Raw genomic sequence first — 15848 nt, forward strand, 5'->3', positions numbered from 1 at the left:
CTAGAACCCGATCAGATCCGTCCGGCTCAGCACGACATGGCCGGCGATGGCCGGGGCGTTCATCAGGTCCCAGGCGGTGTATTGCTCGCCATAAAGCGAATCCGACGAGACGCCGTCGAGCGGCACCACGACCTCGAAGCCCCGCAAGGCCGCCTCGGTCGCGGTGGTCATGACCGCGCCCTGGGCGGCGACGCCCAGGATGATCACGGTCTTGATGCCCTTGCCGCTCAAGGCGGCCTCGAGATCGGTGCCGAGGAACTTGTCGGTGCCGGCGGTGACCATCGGTTCGGTCCCGAGCGGCGCCGCTTCCCTCAGCACATCGGCGGGCGTGCTGCCCTTGACCAGGCTGTAGGCGACCATCATGCCGGCGCCGCGCGCCCGCGCCAGCACGGCCTGGATCGCCGGCAGCGTGGCGAGGCAGCGCGGCCGACGTTCGGCATTGCAGCCCTGGCGGACGATGTCCAGCACCAGCAGGGCCGTCGTCTTCGGATCGACCGTGGCCGGCGCCAGGACGGGCGGCGGCGGGACCGGGACACTCGCCCATTCGTCGATGATCGTCGTGGCCCGGGCCGCCGGCGCCTGGAGGACGAGCGCTGCCGCAAGGCCGGCAGCGAGCAGGGACGATAGGGACAGCGCGGGCATGGTCGGGCACTCCGTCAGGACATCGATCTCGATCCTACCGATGTCGCGGCCGATCTGTGCCGACCATGGCGCCGCACCCGCCCGGCCGCTGCCGCTCACCCTTCCGGTGGACGATAGTCGCCGATGATGGTGACGCCGTGGGTCTGCGGCGCCTCCAGGCAGCGCTCGCCAATGCCGTCGCGGAAGACCTGGAAACTCTCGAACGACGACAGCTCGGCGCAGCCCTCGGCATAGTCGACGACATGCACGAAACTGCCGTCGTCGAGTTGCAGCGCCAGATAGCGCAGGCCGGCCGGCTGCCGGGCCTCGAGTTCCACGAACACCGCCGCGATCCGCCGTGCGTTCTCGTCGGTCCGGTCCGGCTTCGTCCGGTAGCGGACCAGCATGCGCTTTGCCGCGGCCATTCAAGCCTCCACCGGCTCGCGTACCGGGGCGAAGCCGGGCTCCGTCTCGGCCCAGGGGGCCAGCTGGCGCATCCGGTCGAAATAGCCGTTGACCTGGCGATAGGGTGACCAGTCGAACGGCACCGGATCGCGATAGGCTTCGAGCTTGACCATGGCGTAGTCGGCGAGCGTCACCGTCTCGCCGACCAGGGTGCGGCAATCGGCCAGATGCTGCTCCAGCACGGGCGCGAAGCGGGCGAGATCGACCAGCGCCGCGTCGACCAGCGGCTGGTCGGTCGGACCGATGCCGAGTTTCGGCTTGGCCACGGTCTCGAACGCGATCGTGCCGAACGCCTTGTTGAAATGCACCGCCTCCCAGAACAGCCAGCGCACGACGCTGGCCCGGCGCCAGGGATCGCGCGGGAACAGCGCGTCATCACCCACCTTGTCGGCCAGGTACTGCATGATCGCATTGGATTCCCAAAGGACGAACGGCCCATCGACCAGCACCGGCACCTTGCCGTTCGAATTGAGCGCACGGAACCCAGGCGATGCGAGATCGCCCGCGAGGAAATTCCAGTGCACGGTCTCGACCGCGAGGCCCAGGTGGCGGATCACCGCCTCGACCTTGCGGCCGTTGGGCGAACCGACGAATGTATGCAGCTTCATCACGATGCGTCTCCGGATCATGGGAGCGCCGGCTCGGCACCCCTTCCGCGATGAAGACGACGGAGCGCAGCCGAAGGATTCCGGAAAAATATTTTCCCTGCCCGGAATCCTTTCGCCCGCCCGGAACGTCTGGCAGGGGGAGAGGTGCCTGGATGATGAGAGAGATGCGCGCGACCATGGCCGAGGATGGCGAGCCGCTGCGGAATTTCGCCCGGCTGCTGGGCACGCTGCGGCCGCGGCTGCACCGCTATTGCGCCCGCATGACCGGGTCGGCCGTCGATGGCGAGGATGTGGTCCAGGAAGCCTGCGTGAAGGCGATCGAGGCGTTCGCCGCCGCGGGGCCGCTTGCCAATCCCGAGGGCTGGCTGTTCCGCATCGCCCATAACACGGCGCTCGATTTCCTGCGCCGCCGCGCGCGGCATGCAGTGCTGCATGACGATCGCGACCTGGATCTGCTCGTCGATCCCGCGACCGCGAGCGAGCGTCCGGCCGCCGCGGCCAGCCTGCGCCATTTCATGCACCTGCCGGTGGCCGAGCGCAGCAGCGTGCTCATGATGGACCTGCTGGGCTATTCCCTGGTCGAGATCGGCCGGACCATCGACAGCACGGTGCCCGCGGTCAAGGCGGCACTGCACCGCGGTCGCCGACGGCTGCAAGCGCTGGCCGACCGGCCCGACGAGGGGCCGCAGCCCACCCTGTCGGCCGCGGAGCGCGATCGGCTCGGCCGCTATGCCGACCGGTTCAATGCCCATGACTTCGACGCGCTGCGCGACCTCCTGGCCGAGGACGTGCGGCTCGAGCTGGTCAATCGCCTGCGCCTTGCCGGCAAGACCGAGGTCCAGCGCTATTTCGGCAATTACGCCGGGGCCGCCGGCTGGCACCTGGCGCCGGGCCTGGCCGATGGCCGGCCGGCGCTGCTGGTGCGCGACCCGCGCGATCCGGCGGCGCGGCCCGGCTATTTCGTCCTGCTCGACTGGACGGGCGACCGGATCACGGGCATCCGGGATTTCCGCTATGCCGCCTATGTGGCCGACGGCGCGGGTCTGCAGGCGGCCTGACGGGAACCTCCTACGGCTTGTTCGCCGCGTCCTCTGCCGCCAGCAGGGCGCCCAGCCGGTCGAGCTGGCGTTCCGCCAGGCTGCGTCGCTCCGCTATCCAGTCGGCCAGCCCTTTGAACCCATCGGGGTCGAGCCGGCAGGTCCGCACCCGTCCGATCTTCTCGGTACGGATCAGGCCGCATTCCTCCAGCACGCGCAGGTGCTGGACTATTGCCGCGAGCGTCATGTCGAACGGCTTCGCCAAGTCGCTGACCGTGGCCGGGCCACGGCCCAGCCGCTCGACGATGGCCCGCCGCGTCGGTTCGGCAAGCGCCCGGAAGCTGCCGTCTATGGCGGAAAGATCGAGCATGGGTCTGGGTACGATCCGGGCGGCGAAACTGTCAAGCGGATACTAAAGTGTCTACAAAGAGAACGAACCGTCGACCCCCCGGGATCCGGGCGCCGTCATCAGGGGTTAACCCGGGACTCGTGCCTGGAGTGACCCATGATCGATCGTATCGACCATTTCGTCCTGACCGTCCGCTCGCTCGAGACGACCTGCGCCTTCTACGAGCGCGTGCTGGGCTTCGAGCGCTTGACCGATCCGGGCCGGCCCACCGCATTGGTGTTCGGCGGGCAGAAGATCAACCTGCACGAGGTCGGCCATACCTTCGAGCCGAAGGCGGCCGTCCCTACCCCCGGTGCCGGCGACTTCTGTCTGATCACACGCCAGCCGATCGAGCAGATCGAGGCCCGGCTCGCGGCCTGCGGCGTGGCGATGGAGCTGGGGCCGGTGACACGCAGCGGCGCGCAGGGCCCGATGACCTCGGTCTATTTCCGCGACCCCGACGGCAACCTGGTCGAGGTCAGCCGGTACCATGCCGACTGACCCCGGCCGCCGGCAGCCTAGCTGGCAGGCCGCGCCGGGATGTTGAGGCCGCGCGCCACCGCCGGCCGTGCCAGCCCGCGTTCCAGCCAGGCCGGCACGTGGGTCAGCTTGGCATACTCGACCAACTCGCCGGCGCCGTAGAATCCCACCAGGTTGCGCACCCAGCCCAGCATCGAGATGTCGGCGATGGTATAGTCGTCGCCCATGATCCAGGTGCGGCCGGCGAGCCGCGTCTCCAGCACGCCCAGCAGGCGCTGCGATTCCGCCCGATAGCGTTCGAGCGGCCGCTTGTCCTCGTACTCGCGGCCGGCGAATTTGTGGAAGAACCCCAGTTGACCGAACATCGGTCCGACCGCCGCCATCTGGAAGAACACCCATTGGATGGTCTCGTAGCGCAGCGCCGGATCGGCCGGCAGGAACTTGCCGGTCTTCTCGGCCAGATACAGCAGCATGGCCCCCGATTCGAACAGGGCCAGCGGCTTGCCGCCCGGCCCATCGGGATCGATCATCGAGGGGATCTTGCCGTTCGGATTGAGCGACAGGAATTCCGGCGTCCAGCTTTCGTTCTTGCCGATGTCGATCAGGTGAACCTCATAGGGCAGCCCGATCTCCTCGAGCATGATCGAGACCTTGACCCCGTTGGGCGTCGGCAGGGAATAGAGCTGCAACCGCTCCGGATGCTGGGCCGGCCAGCGGGCCGTGATCGGAAAGGCGGAGAGATCGGACATGCGGGGGGACCCTCGGAAGAGAAAATCGGTTGGACGATAGCCGCGCGGCCGCTGCTGGACAATCGCCAGAAGAAAGGGGTAGCTCCTCTTTCCCGCGAGTGAACCAAACCGCGCGGCCGGGCGTTTCCCGGGCCGGGGCGGGAGGAATTCGACCGGACCCGTCCTCCAAGGAACCAGGCCCGCCATGCTCGACGCCGCCTTCGCCCTGATCGGCACGACTGCCGCCGTCTATGCCCTGCTGCTCATCACCTATTTCACCACCGGCTGGCTGTTCTTCAGCAACGACCCCGCCCGTGCCGACAAGATCCAGCCCGGCCGGGCACTAGCCGCCGAGAAGGTGCGGCGCGACATCCGGCAGAGCGTTCGCTCGCTCGCCAGCATCGCGCTGATGTTCTCGATCGGGCACGTGCTCTATGCGCGCTACCACATCGGCTTCGCGGCATGGCCGACCAGCGTCTGGTCGGTCGTGGCGTCGTTCGTGCTGTCGATGCTGGCCTACGACACCTGGTTCTACTGGATGCACCGGCTGCTGCATTCGCGGCGGCTGTACCGGCGGATCCATCGCTGGCATCACCTGAGCCTGCCGTCGGTCGCCTGGTCGAACAACAGCGACACCCTGCTCGACAACCTGTTCCTGCAGTCCTATTGGCTGGCCGCCCACCTGATCGTGCCGGTCGCCCCGCTCGTGCTGCTGGTCCACAAGCTGTACGACCACGTCAGCGGCATCATCGGCCATTCCGGCGTCGAGCATGGCGGCGGGATCTGCTGGCCGCCGTCGCCGATGAACAGCGTCACCCACCACGACCAGCACCACCGGTTCTTCAACTGCAACTACGCGCCGCATTTCACCCTGTGGGACCGGCTGATGGGCACCCTGCACCCAAGCCACGATGCGGAGCTGAAGGACAATCTGCGCCGCCGCCGCGCGCCGGTCAGCGCCCCGACCGGTTCGGCCGGAAGCCCGCAGCCTTGACGTCGCGCTGGCATGCATAGGCGCCGGTCTTGGTAGCGCCGTAATTGTCCTGGCCGCGGTAGTAATAGACCCGCGTGCCGAGATCGACCCAGACCACGACCTCGCCCGGGCAATGCTCCTCGGCCGCCGGCCGGGTCGGATATTGCGCGACGTCGGCGGCGAGAGCCGGGGCGCTGCCGGCGACCGGCAGCAGACCCGCCAGCCCGGCTACGCACAAGGTGCAGAAGATGCGCTCCATCGTCGGAACCCTCCGAGCGGTTTGGAACGGAGAATAGCATGGGACGGTGCCGGTCGGTCAGGGCGTCGGCATGCCCCTGCGCAACGCGACCTCTCCGGCGCCGCCGCCGTCCGGCAGAGCGGCGATCGGATCGCCACGGCAGTGAGCCCGGCTCCCCGTAGTGCCGCAGACCATCCTCCGCGGAACCGAGATCCGCGCCGTCGCCGTTAAACTGCGCGACCAGATCCAGCAAATTACGTCGCTCACCATTGTCGCAATCGGTCAATCTCGAACGTCCTCTGTCTGTGATCGGTCTTTGGAGGGAACCCCGGGAATGAACGACAGGCATTATCGATGGGTCATCGTCGCGGCCGGCGGAATGCTCGGCTGCGTGGCGATCGGCGCGATGTTCGCGCTTCCGGTGTTCATCTCGCCGATGGCGCAGACCACGGGCTGGTCGCGCACCGGCATCTCGAGCGCCATGACGATCGGCTTTCTGGCCATGGGCCTGGCGAGCGTCGGCTGGGGCGCGCTCGCGGACCGTTTCGGTGCGCGCGCCATCGTGCTGGTGGGGTCGCTCCTCCTCGCGCTCAGCATCGCGCTCGCCAGCCGCGCCCAGTCGCTGATCGAATTCCAGCTGGTCTTCGGGCTGCTGGTCGGTCTCGCCACCTCCGCGATCTTCGCGCCGATGATGGCCACGGTCGCCGGCTGGTTCGACACCCATCGCAGCCTCGCCGTCTCGCTGGTTTCGGCGGGGATGGGCATGGCCCCGCTGACGATGGCGCCGCTCGCCGCCTGGCTGATATCGCGATACGACTGGCGAACGGCCTTCCTGCTGATTGCGGTCGTGGTCGTCGGCCTGATGGTGCCCGCGGCGCTGCTGGTGCGGCGGCCGCCGGCGCTGGCCGCGCCCGGCGGCACCGTCCCGGCGAACGCTGGAATTGGGTCGGAGATGACCGTGGCACGGGCAGTACGATCGCCCCAGTTCATCATCCTGATGCTGACGAATTTCTGCTGCTGCGCCACCCATTCCGGGCCGATCTTCCATACGGTCAGCTACGCGATCACCTGCGGCATCCCGGCGATGACCGCCGTCTCGATCTACAGCCTCGAGGGCTTGGCGGGCCTGGGCGGCAGGGTCGCGTTCGGCCTGCTGGGCGACCGGTTCGGCGCGAAGAACGTGCTCGTCGCCGGCCTGTTCGTGCAGGCGCTTGGCGCGCTCGGCTATTTCTTCGTCCGTCAACTCGGTGAATTCTACGCCGTGGCGGCGCTGTTCGGCTTCACCTATGCCGGCGTGATGCCGCTCTACGCCGTGCTCGTGCGCGAGAATTTCCCGCTGCGCATGATGGGCACCATCATCGGGGGCACCGCGATGGCGGGCAGCCTGGGCATGGCCGCCGGGCCACTCGCCGGCGGCTGGATCTACGACACTTATGCGACCTATGGATGGCTCTATGTCGCCTCGTTCGGCATCGGGATCGGCGCCTTCCTGATCGCCTCGACCTTCAAGCCCTTTCCCCGGCCGATCGCCATCCCGGCCGGTCGAGGCCAGTCCGCGTCGTGACCGCCGGCGGTTAAGCGAGCAGGGCGTCCAGTTCCGCGAGGGCCTGGCGGATCGCCTCCGCGTCGGACGCGAAATCCCGCGCGGGGTCGACCGGGCCGCCCTTGATCATCTCGTGGGTCAGCGTGATGCCCGGCATCGTCGCCACCGGGCGCATCTTGAGGCCCTCGGTCACCTGCCTCAACTGGGTGGCGCACTTGCCGCCGCCATGGCCGCCGTAGCTGACGATGGCGACCGGCTTGCCGACCCATTCCGCATACAGATGGTCGATCGCGTTCTTCAGCGCGGCCGGGTAGCCCCAATTGTATTGCGGGGTGACGAACACGAACCCGGCGGCACTGGCGACCTTGCGGCTCCAGGCCAGCGTGTGCTCCCGCGCGTAGGCGCCGCGCGCCGGAATGCCGGGCTCGTCGTCCATCGGCAGCGGCCAGTCGGCCAGATCGACCAGCTCGTAGGCGAGACCGTTCGACGCCCGGCCGATCTCCATGACCCAGGCCGCGAGCCTGGGGCAGAGCCGGCCGGCGCGGATGCTTCCCATGATGACCTGGACCCTGGGGGCGGTCGCGATTTTCTCTGACATGGCGACTCCTATGTGTGTATTATGCACATAATAGGAGATCCGACATGGCGTCAACGGAAAATGTGCATAATACACACATAGGCGGTCAACTGAGGCAACTGCACGGGGCGCTGCTGGACATCGTCGGCGTCATGAACCGGCCGCAGCGCGACGAAACGCTGATCAAGGCCGCCGGCATTCCGCTCGATCGCGCGCTGTTCCCGCTGCTGGTCGGCATCGAACGCTTCGGGCCGATCGGCGTCGTGGAACTCGCCGATCGCGCCGGCCGCGACTACACGACGGTGAGCCGGCAGGTAGCGAAACTGGAAAGCCTGGGCCTGGTCGCGCGCCAGGCGGGCGCCGCCGACCGCCGCGTGCGCGAGGCGGTGATCACGCCAAAAGGCAAGGTCATGACCGACGCCGTCGACACGGCGCGCGACCGGATCGGCCGCGCGATCTTCAAGACATGGCCGGCCGGAGAGATCGACGACCTGGTGCGCCTGATGCGGAAATTCGCCGACGCCGTGAGGGTCGATCCGGCCGGGGCTTGAATTCTGAGGCGTCTTCCCGCTCTTTTCACTTCCCGCCCCGGAAACCCATCTCGATTTTTCATGCCCGCCCGTCCCATTCTCCGCCCGTGCGGCGCATGAGCCGCTCCGGGATTGATCTCGTCATGGATGCGTGGGGGGTGCGGTGAGGCTCGCGGAATCGGCCGGCCCGGTGGATCCGGTATCGGCGACGGCCTTGCGGCGCTTTCTGCTGCGGCTCGGCCTGTTCGCGCTGTTCGCCGCCCTGGCTGGTCACGACCGGCTGCATGTCTTCATCGGCATGGCCGATCTCGCGGCAATCTTCACCTGCGTCGGCGCGCTGTTCACCCGGGCACCGATGGGACGCGGGCCGCTCAACCCCTGGGACGAGGCCCTCGCCTTCTTCGCACTTCGCTGCCTCGCCGCCGCCACGCTGGCGCAGGGTCTTTAGGGGGCGTGAGCCCGGAAGCTTTTACGACGCTTCCTCCATCAACCGCTCCATGGCGTACGACGGCACGTATCCCGGCAATTCATTTCCCGTCGGGCGGATCCGTCGAAACAGGTTCTGTCGTGCCCGGGTATCCAAGATGCCGCCGGATTTTCTGAAACCGAAGACATAGGAGCCGGTTTCCGCCGGCTAGGTGCCGATGATCGGTCCGAGTTCCTTGTCCGAAAGATGGGCAACGGAAGCTACCGTCCCGACGATCTCGGCCACCAGATCGTCGAACTGCGCCTGCAGCAACAAGGTGATACGGTCGAAATCCTCACAGAATTCCTCGGGCAGATCGTCGCCGCCCGCCATGGCCTCCCACATCGCGAGCGGCCCGCGCCGCTTCCAAACCCTCGATCAGCCGATCGAAATCCAACGTTCGGGCCGGGTGACGCACTACGACCGGCTTCGGTTCGTCCGACATTCAATGACCCTTCGTCATCTGCTCGGCAGGACTATAGCCATACTTCCACCGCTCCTGGAATTCCTTGCGGGCCGACCGCTCGACAATGTCCGATGGGGATGAAGCGACCTGCGGGCGCCTACCAACAGGGAGCATCTCGCCGTCCGGCCCCGGTTGGCCGCGGCGAGCAGCAAGAGGAAAGAGCCGTCCCGATGGCGACCAACCCGCAGACCAAATCCAAGCCGGCGCCCCGGCCCGACGCGGCCGAGGCCGATGCCGGTTTCGCGCCCATGGTGCTGGCGCGCCTCGGCCATGGCGCGCGCGCCGGCGAGATCGACCGCTTTCGTGCCGCGGGCTATAGCACCTGGCTCGATGAGCAGCTGGCGCCGCCGCCCGGCGACGATCCGGCGGTGGCGGCGAAGCTGGCGCGGCTGACGTTCCGCATCAAATACAACGAGGGCAAGGACAAGGCCTGGCCGGCGGTCGACGAACTGCGGCCGCTCGGCACGCTGGGCCAGCCGATCGAGGCGGTCTGGCCGATGCTGGCCGAGCGCGACAAGCATGACGGGCAGGAACGGCGCCGGCCGCTGATGGAGGTGATGGTCGCGACCGTGGTGCGCGCGGCCGATGCGCGCTATCAGCTGCGCGAGGTGCTGGCCGGGTTCTGGCACGATCATTTCAACGTCGACGCCTGGGACCAGGAACAGGTTATGGCGGCACTGCCGACCTATGACCGCGACGTGATCCGCGCCCATGCGCTCGGCAATTTCCGGGCGTTCCTGGAGGCGGTCGCGAGCTCGACCGCCATGCTCTATTACCTGTCGAACAAATCGTCGCGCGCGGGTTCGGCCAACGAGAATTTCGGCCGCGAGCTGTTCGAGCTGCATACGCTCGGCGCCGACGCCTATCTCAACGACAAGTACGACCGCTGGCGCGAGGTGCCGGGCGCGCTGAAGGGCCAACCCACGGGCTATATCGACCAGGACGTCTATGAATCCGCCCGCGCCTTCACCGGCTGGACGGTCGAGGACGGCACCGGGCTGGACGGCCGGCGCAAGCTGCCCAATACCGGCAAGTTCGCCTATGTCGAGACCTGGCACGACGGCTATCAGAAGCGCGTGCTGGCGACCGAGTTCGACGCGTTCCAGCCGGCCATGGCCGACGGGCGCAAGGTGCTGGACCTGGTGGCCTATCACCCGGCAACCGCCCGGCACCTGGCCCACAAGCTAGTCGTGCGCCTGGCGGGAGAGAATGCGTCGGCGGCGCTCGTGGCCCAGGCGGTCGCGGTCTGGACCAAGCAGGCCCACGCGCCGGACCAGATCGCGCAGGTGGTGCGCGCGATCGTGAGTTCGCCAGAATTCAAGGCGTCGCGCGAGGTCAAGGTACGTCGTCCGCTGGCGCTGGTCGCGGGTTTCGCGCGCGCGACCGACCTCGACCTGACGCCGACCGAGCCGCTGCTGAACGGCATCGCCAATGCCGGCCAGCGGCTGTACGGTTATGCCCCGCCGACCGGCCTGCCCGACCGGCGCGACATCCTGCTGGGCACCAACGCCATGCGGCAGCGCTGGCAGCTGGTGCTGGCCCTGGCCGAGAATGCCTGGGGCACCGGCGTGATCCAGCCGGCGCGTCTGATGGGGCCGGCCGCGACCACGCCGCGCGCGGCCGCCGCCTTCTGGCTCAGCGCCTTGACCGGCGCCTATGACCCGATGCAGATCGAGGCGCTCGTCTCCGGGCTCGGCTGGCCGCCCGACGTGCCGTTGCCGCCCGGCCAGCCCAACACCCAGAAGCAGCTGGCCCGCATCGCCGGCCTCGCCGCCATGGCCCCGGGGTTCCAGACATGTTGAGCGATTCTCGCTTCAAAGCCTCGTTACTCAGCAGACGCACCATCCTCGGCGGCGGCATCGCCGGTGTGGCGGCCGGATTGCTGCCGGTGCCGGGCCTGCGCAACCTCGCCTTCGCCGGCCCGGGTCCGGACCGGCCGTTGCTGATCGTGGTGCATCTGCGCGGCGGTTGCGACGGGCTGAACCTGATCTCGCCGGCTTCGGACCCGGATTTCATCGAGGCGCGGGCGAGCGAGCTGCGCGTGGCGGTCGATGGGCCCGACGCCGGTCACGCGCTGGCCAACGGCCCCGACGCCAAGGTCGATTTCCGCCTGCATGCCCAGGCCGGTGGAATGGCGGAGCTGTACCAGGGCGGCCAGCTCGCCTTCCTCCATGCCGTGGGCCTGACCGACGGCACGCGCAGCCATTTCGTCGCGACCGACATGATCGAGCGCGGCGTCGCCGATGCCGCGAGCCTGAACCGCTTGAACGACGGTTGGCTTTCGCGCGCGCTCGCGGTCGACGGCCCGCCGCGGGGCCTGGTCGCGGCCTCCGCCAGCGGAGCGGTGTCGGGCGAGCTCGCGGGCCTCCCGTCGGCCATCGCCGTGCCCAGCCTCGACGGCGGCCTCGCCCCGCCGGGGGGCCCCCAGGCGGCGGAAGTATTGAAGCGGCTCTATGCCTTCACCGCCGGCGACGTCGGCGTGGCCGGGCGCGATGCGCTCGGTGCCATGGCGACGATCGACGGCCGCCTGCCGCGCGATGCCCAGGGCCACATCCAGGGCTATCAGGCCGAGGCGCATGTCGACTACGGCCCGGCCGCGGAATTCGGCCGGCCGCTGAAGGCCCTGGCCCAGCTGATCAAGATGGACGTCGGCCTGCAGGCGGCAACGGTCGACATCGGCGGCTGGGATACCCACGAATACCAGCCGGGCCGGTTCAGGGCCGCGGTCGACCATCTGTCGAACGGCCTCGCGCAATTCTGGAACGACATGGCGCGCTACCACGACCGGATGGTGCTGGTCACGCTCACCGAATTCGGCCGCCGCCTGCGCTCGAACAAGAGCCAGGGCACCGATCATGGCCGGGCCGGCGTCATGGCCGTGCTGGGTGGCAAGGTGCGCGGCGGCCGCTTCTACGGCGCTTGGCCGGGCATGGCGCCGGACAAGCTGGACGAGGGCGTCGACCTGGCCGTCGCGACCGACTATCGCCGCGTGCTGACCGAAGTGCTGGAGATGCGCGAGGGCAGGCGCCTGCCGGCCATCTTCCCGGCCTATGCCTATCCCGGGCCGCTCGGCCTGTTCGGGGCGCTACCGACCAAGGCTTGAGCGCGACCCGCGACCGGCCCATACTCGACGATGATCGAGGCAAGGTCGGGGAGGCGGGATGCGCAGTCACCATGACATGGGCGGGCTCGAAGCGGGGCCGGTCGAGGCGACCGAGCACGACTACGCGCCCTGGGAAAAGCGGGTCGACGCCCTGATGATGCTGCTGTCGGCGCGCGGCCTCTTGAAGGTCGACGAGCTGCGCCGCAACGTCGAGGCGCTGGGGGCCGAGGCCTACGACACCATGAGCTATTACGAGCGTTGGATCTCGTCGATCACCGCGACCCTGATCCAGCGCGGCGTGATCAATTCCGACGAGTTGGGCCGACGCATGGAAGAGATGAAAGCCCACCATGCGGCGGAGCCGTCGGCATGAGCGACGCCCTGCCCGCCCGCTTCGCGCCGGGCGACCGGGTCACGGTCCGCGTGGCCTATCCGCCCGGCCATCTGCGCACGCCCTTCTACGCGCGCGGCGCCTCGGGCACGATCGAGCGCCTGTGCGGTGCCTTCGCCAACCCGGAGGAGCTGGCGTTCAACCGGTCCGGCCTGCCGGCCCAGCCGCTCTATCGCGTGCGCTTCCGCCAGGCCGACCTGTGGGACGATTATGCCGGACCCGAGCGCGACACCGTCGAGATCGAGATCTATCAGCATTGGCTGGAGGCAGCGCCATGAGCGGCGAGCATCACGACCATCATCACGACCATGGGCACGACCACGCGCATCCCCACGCCCCGCCGCCGGATGCCGATGGCACGCTCAGCCATTACCAGGCGATGGAGCTGGCGGTCACCGCGCTGCTGATCGACAAGAACGTCTTCAGCGCCGACGACATGCGCCGGCAGATCGAGGCGATGGACGCGCGCCATGCCGGCCTGGGCGGCCGCCTGGTCGCCCGCGCCTGGCTCGATCCAGCGTTCAAGGACCGCGCGCTGGCCAACGGCAGCGCCGCCGCGCTCGAGATCGGCCTGGAAATCGGGCCGCTGAAGCTAATCGTGGTCGAAAATACGCCGGCGGTACATAACGTCATCGTCTGCACGCTCTGCTCCTGCTATCCGCGCATGCTGCTGGGCCTGCCGCCGGACTGGTACAAGAGTCGCGCCTATCGCAGCCGCGTGGTGCGCGAACCCCGTGCCGTCCTCGCCGAGTTCGGCACCCGGATCCCGGACGACATCGAGCTGCGCGTCCATGATTCGACCGCCGACATGCGCTACCTGGTGCTGCCGCGCCGACCGGCTGGCACGGAGGACTGGGACGAGGCACGGCTGGCGGCACTCGCCACCCGCGACAGCATGATCGGCGTCGCCCTCGCCTCGTCGCCGAATTAATAGGCTGTTGGGGATTTGTCATTAATCTTAAACAGCGCCCCCGTGAGTTTGAGGAGATGAACTTTGCGCAGTCGTTGGCAATATACGCCGACGTCCGACCATGCAGCGGTGCCGGTGGCAGCCGGAAGCCCGGCGCCTTTGCCAGCCGGCGAACCCATGCCCTTGCCTGCCGTGCCGGTTGCGCCCATCCCCCAGCCTGCCACCGAGAGCCGTCCCTGCGCCAAGGCTGACGCGGGTCCAACGCCCGCGCCCACGGCCACCGCCGACAAGACTGGGAATCCGCGCTGGGAGCAGCTGGTCGCGCTCATTGCCAAGCTGCCGCCCGAAAAGGCCGACAAGTTGCGCGCCATGCTGGGCGGCGACAGCCTGGTGATCGCCAGTTCCGCCGGGTTCGGCCAGGTCCTCCAGGCGCTCGAGCTGCGCCGTGAAGGCGATCGGGGCCAGGAGACCAGCGAGCCGCTGATGCGGCGGATCTGCCATCTGCTCGAACCGTTCCTGGTCAACCTCACGGAACTCGACAGCGCGGGCGTGATCCGGCGCCAGTCGCTGGTGCCCTGGTGGGAAGCGTCGATCGCGCAATCGCCGGTGCTGCGCGACATCGACCAGCAATATCAGCGCGCGACCAAAGCCAAAATCTCGGCCGAGATGGAGCGGCTGGAAGAAGAAGCGATGGCGGAGCTGGCGGAACGGGCCAAGACGCTCACCATCCGGAACACCGCCCAGTCGGTCATCGAGGACGTCCGCCGCATCGGCATCGTGCTGGCCGGCGGCCTGCCGCTGGCGAAGGCGCTGCGCGACCTCGGCATCGAGGGACCGCCCAGCGCCGACGGCATCGAGCTGGACAGCGTGCTGGTCCGCCGCTTCGGGCAGGCCTACGAGGCGCTCGGCGTCGATCACAAATTCGATCCGGTCTGGCTGGGCCACGCGGTCATGAACCACCTGTCCAAGCCTTGGGAGGTCGTTACCCTGATCCACCGGGTCACCGGCAGCACCGACATCCAGATGCTGGAGCAGACCGAGCTGGCGCCGCTGATCGACCGGACCATCAACCAGCTGGTCTCGGTCGCGGCCGAGGCAACCCGGGCGATCAAGGACGCAGCGCGCCAGAAGAAAGCCGACGGGATCGAGGCCGCGACCCGGAATGCCAATCTCTATTTCGACCTGGCCGAATCGATCGCGCGCGAAATCAAGCTCGAACGAACCTCGCAATGGGGCCAGTCCTACATGACTTCGCGCAAGGCACTCTCCGACCTCATCCCCGACAAGCTCGGGGAGTTCGAGGAGACGGTCACGGATTTCCTGGACGATTGGACGCCCGACACGCATGGGCGGGACGATCATCCAGGCTTCCTCAATGCGGTGGCGGCAGCCGACTTCATCGGTTTCATGAAATTGCGGGCGGCCCGCCACGGCTTCGGCATGCCGTTCGCCAATCTGGAGCGGCGGATGCAGGACGCGCTGGGCCGCTCGATGAAGCGACCGCCGCGCGATACGCTCGACCCCTGGCCCGCGCAGAAGCGCCGGCTGCTGCAGGGCCTGCGCCTGATCTGAACCCCTTTGTCAAAGCGGTACCCCGGTCGCACCTTCAGGCAGGGCGACGTGCGCGAGGATAGGACGGCGAAATGGAACGATCGATTGGGATGATCTGCGCCGCGATGGCGGCCCTGACCCTGGGGGGTACGGCACTGGCCGCATCCCAGCAGGCAGCCGCTCCCGTGATCACGGTCGATCGGGTGCAGGCAATGGCTCGCCCCTATGACGAGGCGGCGGACGCGCACCAGTCCCTGGCCGCAGCACTCGCCGCCGCCAAGGCGTCGGGCAAGAAGGTGCTGGTCGATTTCGGCGCGAACTGGTGCCCGGATTGCCGTGCCCTCGGCGGCATCATGAGCGTCGACAAGGTCCAGGCCTATGTCGCGGCCCATTACGAGGTCGCCGTCATCGACGTCGGCCGGTTCAACAAGAACCTCGACATCGCCGCCGCCTACGGCGTCAAGATCCATGGGATCCCGACCGTGATGGTGATCGATCCGGCCAGCAACCAGGTGCTGAACCGCGACGGGCTCGAAGCACTGGGCGACGCCGGCACCATGCCGGCGCAGGCGGTGGTCGATCAGCTCGTGACCTGGACCGAACGCCCGGCAAGCTGATTTCCGGTCGGCTCTACGCCGCGCGGATCTGGGAAAGGAAGTCCTCGACCTTGCGTTCGAGCGTGTCGGACTGGTGGGACAGTTCGCCGGCGGCGTTCAGCACCTGACCGGCGGCGGAGCCGGTCTCGCCGGCCGCGAGCGTGACCGCGCCGATCT

The 15848-nt window shown here is 68.3% G+C and carries 21 protein-coding genes; 13 read left to right on the top strand and 8 right to left on the bottom strand.

Annotation, left to right across the window (positions count from 1 at the left end; translation table 11 throughout):
- The 3 genes from VGV37_RS25785 to VGV37_RS25795 all read right to left on the bottom strand — a co-directional run bounded on the left by VGV37_RS25785 (position 1) and on the right by VGV37_RS25795 (position 1694).
- Positions 1-642 (bottom strand): isochorismatase family protein, encoded by a 642-nt coding sequence (locus VGV37_RS25785; RefSeq protein WP_326882669.1) that lies wholly within the window; start codon positions 640-642, stop codon positions 1-3.
- Between the two features lie 95 nt (positions 643-737).
- Positions 738-1046 (bottom strand): hypothetical protein, encoded by a 309-nt coding sequence (locus VGV37_RS25790; RefSeq protein WP_326882670.1) that lies wholly within the window; start codon positions 1044-1046, stop codon positions 738-740.
- Positions 1047-1694: a glutathione S-transferase family protein gene (locus tag VGV37_RS25795; protein ID WP_326882671.1), complete on the bottom strand. Its 648-nt coding sequence runs from the start codon at positions 1692-1694 to the stop codon at positions 1047-1049.
- A gap of 152 nt (positions 1695-1846) precedes the next feature.
- Here VGV37_RS25795 and VGV37_RS25800 point away from each other — a divergent pair, with 152 nt between their 5' ends.
- Positions 1847-2752 (top strand): sigma-70 family RNA polymerase sigma factor, encoded by a 906-nt coding sequence (locus VGV37_RS25800; RefSeq protein ID WP_326882672.1) that lies wholly within the window; start codon positions 1847-1849, stop codon positions 2750-2752.
- Between the two features lie 10 nt (positions 2753-2762).
- Here VGV37_RS25800 and VGV37_RS25805 read toward each other — a convergent pair whose 3' ends face one another.
- Positions 2763-3101 carry a metalloregulator ArsR/SmtB family transcription factor gene (locus VGV37_RS25805; RefSeq protein ID WP_326882673.1) on the bottom strand — a complete coding sequence of 113 codons (339 nt, stop codon included), beginning with the start codon at positions 3099-3101 and terminating at the stop codon, positions 2763-2765.
- A 135-nt stretch (positions 3102-3236) separates the two neighbouring features.
- Between VGV37_RS25805 and VGV37_RS25810 the strand changes: the two genes are divergently transcribed.
- Positions 3237-3620: a VOC family protein gene (locus tag VGV37_RS25810; protein WP_326882674.1), complete on the top strand. Its 384-nt coding sequence runs from the start codon at positions 3237-3239 to the stop codon at positions 3618-3620.
- A 17-nt stretch (positions 3621-3637) separates the two neighbouring features.
- Here VGV37_RS25810 and VGV37_RS25815 read toward each other — a convergent pair whose 3' ends face one another.
- On the bottom strand, positions 3638-4348 hold the full coding sequence (locus VGV37_RS25815) for a glutathione S-transferase N-terminal domain-containing protein (RefSeq protein ID WP_326882675.1): 711 nt from the start codon (positions 4346-4348) through the stop codon (positions 3638-3640).
- A gap of 184 nt (positions 4349-4532) precedes the next feature.
- On the opposite strand from VGV37_RS25815, the gene VGV37_RS25820 reads away from it, so the two are divergent.
- Positions 4533-5321: a sterol desaturase family protein gene (locus VGV37_RS25820; protein ID WP_326882676.1), complete on the top strand. Its 789-nt coding sequence runs from the start codon at positions 4533-4535 to the stop codon at positions 5319-5321.
- On the opposite strand, the gene VGV37_RS25825 is transcribed toward VGV37_RS25820, so the two are convergent.
- Entirely contained in the window at positions 5281-5559 is a 279-nt protein-coding gene (locus VGV37_RS25825; RefSeq protein WP_326882677.1) for a hypothetical protein, read from the bottom strand. The genes VGV37_RS25820 and VGV37_RS25825 overlap by 41 nt on opposite strands.
- Positions 5560-5872: 313 nt before the next feature.
- Between VGV37_RS25825 and VGV37_RS25830 the strand changes: the two genes are divergently transcribed.
- Positions 5873-7102 (top strand): MFS transporter, encoded by a 1230-nt coding sequence (locus VGV37_RS25830; RefSeq protein WP_326882678.1) that lies wholly within the window; start codon positions 5873-5875, stop codon positions 7100-7102.
- 10 nt (positions 7103-7112) lie between these two features.
- Here VGV37_RS25830 and VGV37_RS25835 read toward each other — a convergent pair whose 3' ends face one another.
- Positions 7113-7679, bottom strand: coding sequence for an NADPH-dependent FMN reductase (locus VGV37_RS25835; RefSeq protein ID WP_326882679.1), 567 nt, complete (start codon positions 7677-7679; stop codon positions 7113-7115).
- 44 nt (positions 7680-7723) lie between these two features.
- On the opposite strand from VGV37_RS25835, the gene VGV37_RS25840 reads away from it, so the two are divergent.
- Both VGV37_RS25840 and VGV37_RS25845 read left to right on the top strand, forming a co-directional pair.
- Complete coding sequence (locus VGV37_RS25840; RefSeq protein ID WP_326882680.1) at positions 7724-8209, top strand: MarR family winged helix-turn-helix transcriptional regulator; 486 nt, start codon at positions 7724-7726, stop codon at positions 8207-8209.
- A 142-nt stretch (positions 8210-8351) separates the two neighbouring features.
- On the top strand, positions 8352-8636 hold the full coding sequence (locus VGV37_RS25845; RefSeq protein ID WP_326882681.1) for a hypothetical protein: 285 nt from the start codon (positions 8352-8354) through the stop codon (positions 8634-8636).
- Between the two features lie 186 nt (positions 8637-8822).
- On the opposite strand, the gene VGV37_RS25850 is transcribed toward VGV37_RS25845, so the two are convergent.
- Entirely contained in the window at positions 8823-8987 is a 165-nt protein-coding gene (locus VGV37_RS25850; RefSeq protein WP_326882682.1) for a hypothetical protein, read from the bottom strand.
- Between the two features lie 303 nt (positions 8988-9290).
- On the opposite strand from VGV37_RS25850, the gene VGV37_RS25855 reads away from it, so the two are divergent.
- The 7 genes from VGV37_RS25855 (at position 9291) to VGV37_RS25885 (ending at position 15692) form a co-directional block, all read left to right on the top strand.
- On the top strand, positions 9291-10922 hold the full coding sequence (locus VGV37_RS25855; protein ID WP_326882683.1) for a DUF1800 domain-containing protein: 1632 nt from the start codon (positions 9291-9293) through the stop codon (positions 10920-10922).
- Positions 10916-12223, top strand: a complete 1308-nt coding sequence (locus VGV37_RS25860) for a DUF1501 domain-containing protein (RefSeq protein WP_326882684.1) — start codon at positions 10916-10918, stop codon at positions 12221-12223. The genes VGV37_RS25855 and VGV37_RS25860 overlap by 7 nt, the downstream gene beginning before the upstream one ends.
- A 58-nt stretch (positions 12224-12281) precedes the next feature.
- On the top strand, positions 12282-12596 hold the full coding sequence (locus tag VGV37_RS25865) for a hypothetical protein (RefSeq protein ID WP_326882685.1): 315 nt from the start codon (positions 12282-12284) through the stop codon (positions 12594-12596).
- Complete coding sequence (locus VGV37_RS25870) at positions 12593-12892, top strand: SH3-like domain-containing protein (RefSeq protein ID WP_326882686.1); 300 nt, start codon at positions 12593-12595, stop codon at positions 12890-12892. The genes VGV37_RS25865 and VGV37_RS25870 overlap by 4 nt, the downstream gene beginning before the upstream one ends.
- A complete protein-coding gene (locus VGV37_RS25875; RefSeq protein WP_326882687.1) occupies positions 12889-13545 on the top strand; it encodes a nitrile hydratase subunit alpha in 657 nt (218 codons plus the stop codon). Before VGV37_RS25870 ends, VGV37_RS25875 begins: the two co-directional genes overlap by 4 nt.
- A gap of 156 nt (positions 13546-13701) precedes the next feature.
- Entirely contained in the window at positions 13702-15096 is a 1395-nt protein-coding gene (locus VGV37_RS25880) for a hypothetical protein (protein ID WP_326882688.1), read from the top strand.
- Positions 15097-15167: 71 nt separating this feature from the next.
- Positions 15168-15692, top strand: coding sequence for a thioredoxin family protein (locus VGV37_RS25885; RefSeq protein ID WP_326882689.1), 525 nt, complete (start codon positions 15168-15170; stop codon positions 15690-15692).
- Positions 15693-15848 lie beyond the last annotated feature (156 nt).

Origin of the sequence: Aliidongia sp., assembly GCF_035943795.1 — a bacterium.
Classification (GTDB): domain Bacteria; phylum Pseudomonadota; class Alphaproteobacteria; order ATCC43930; family CGMCC-115725; genus Aliidongia.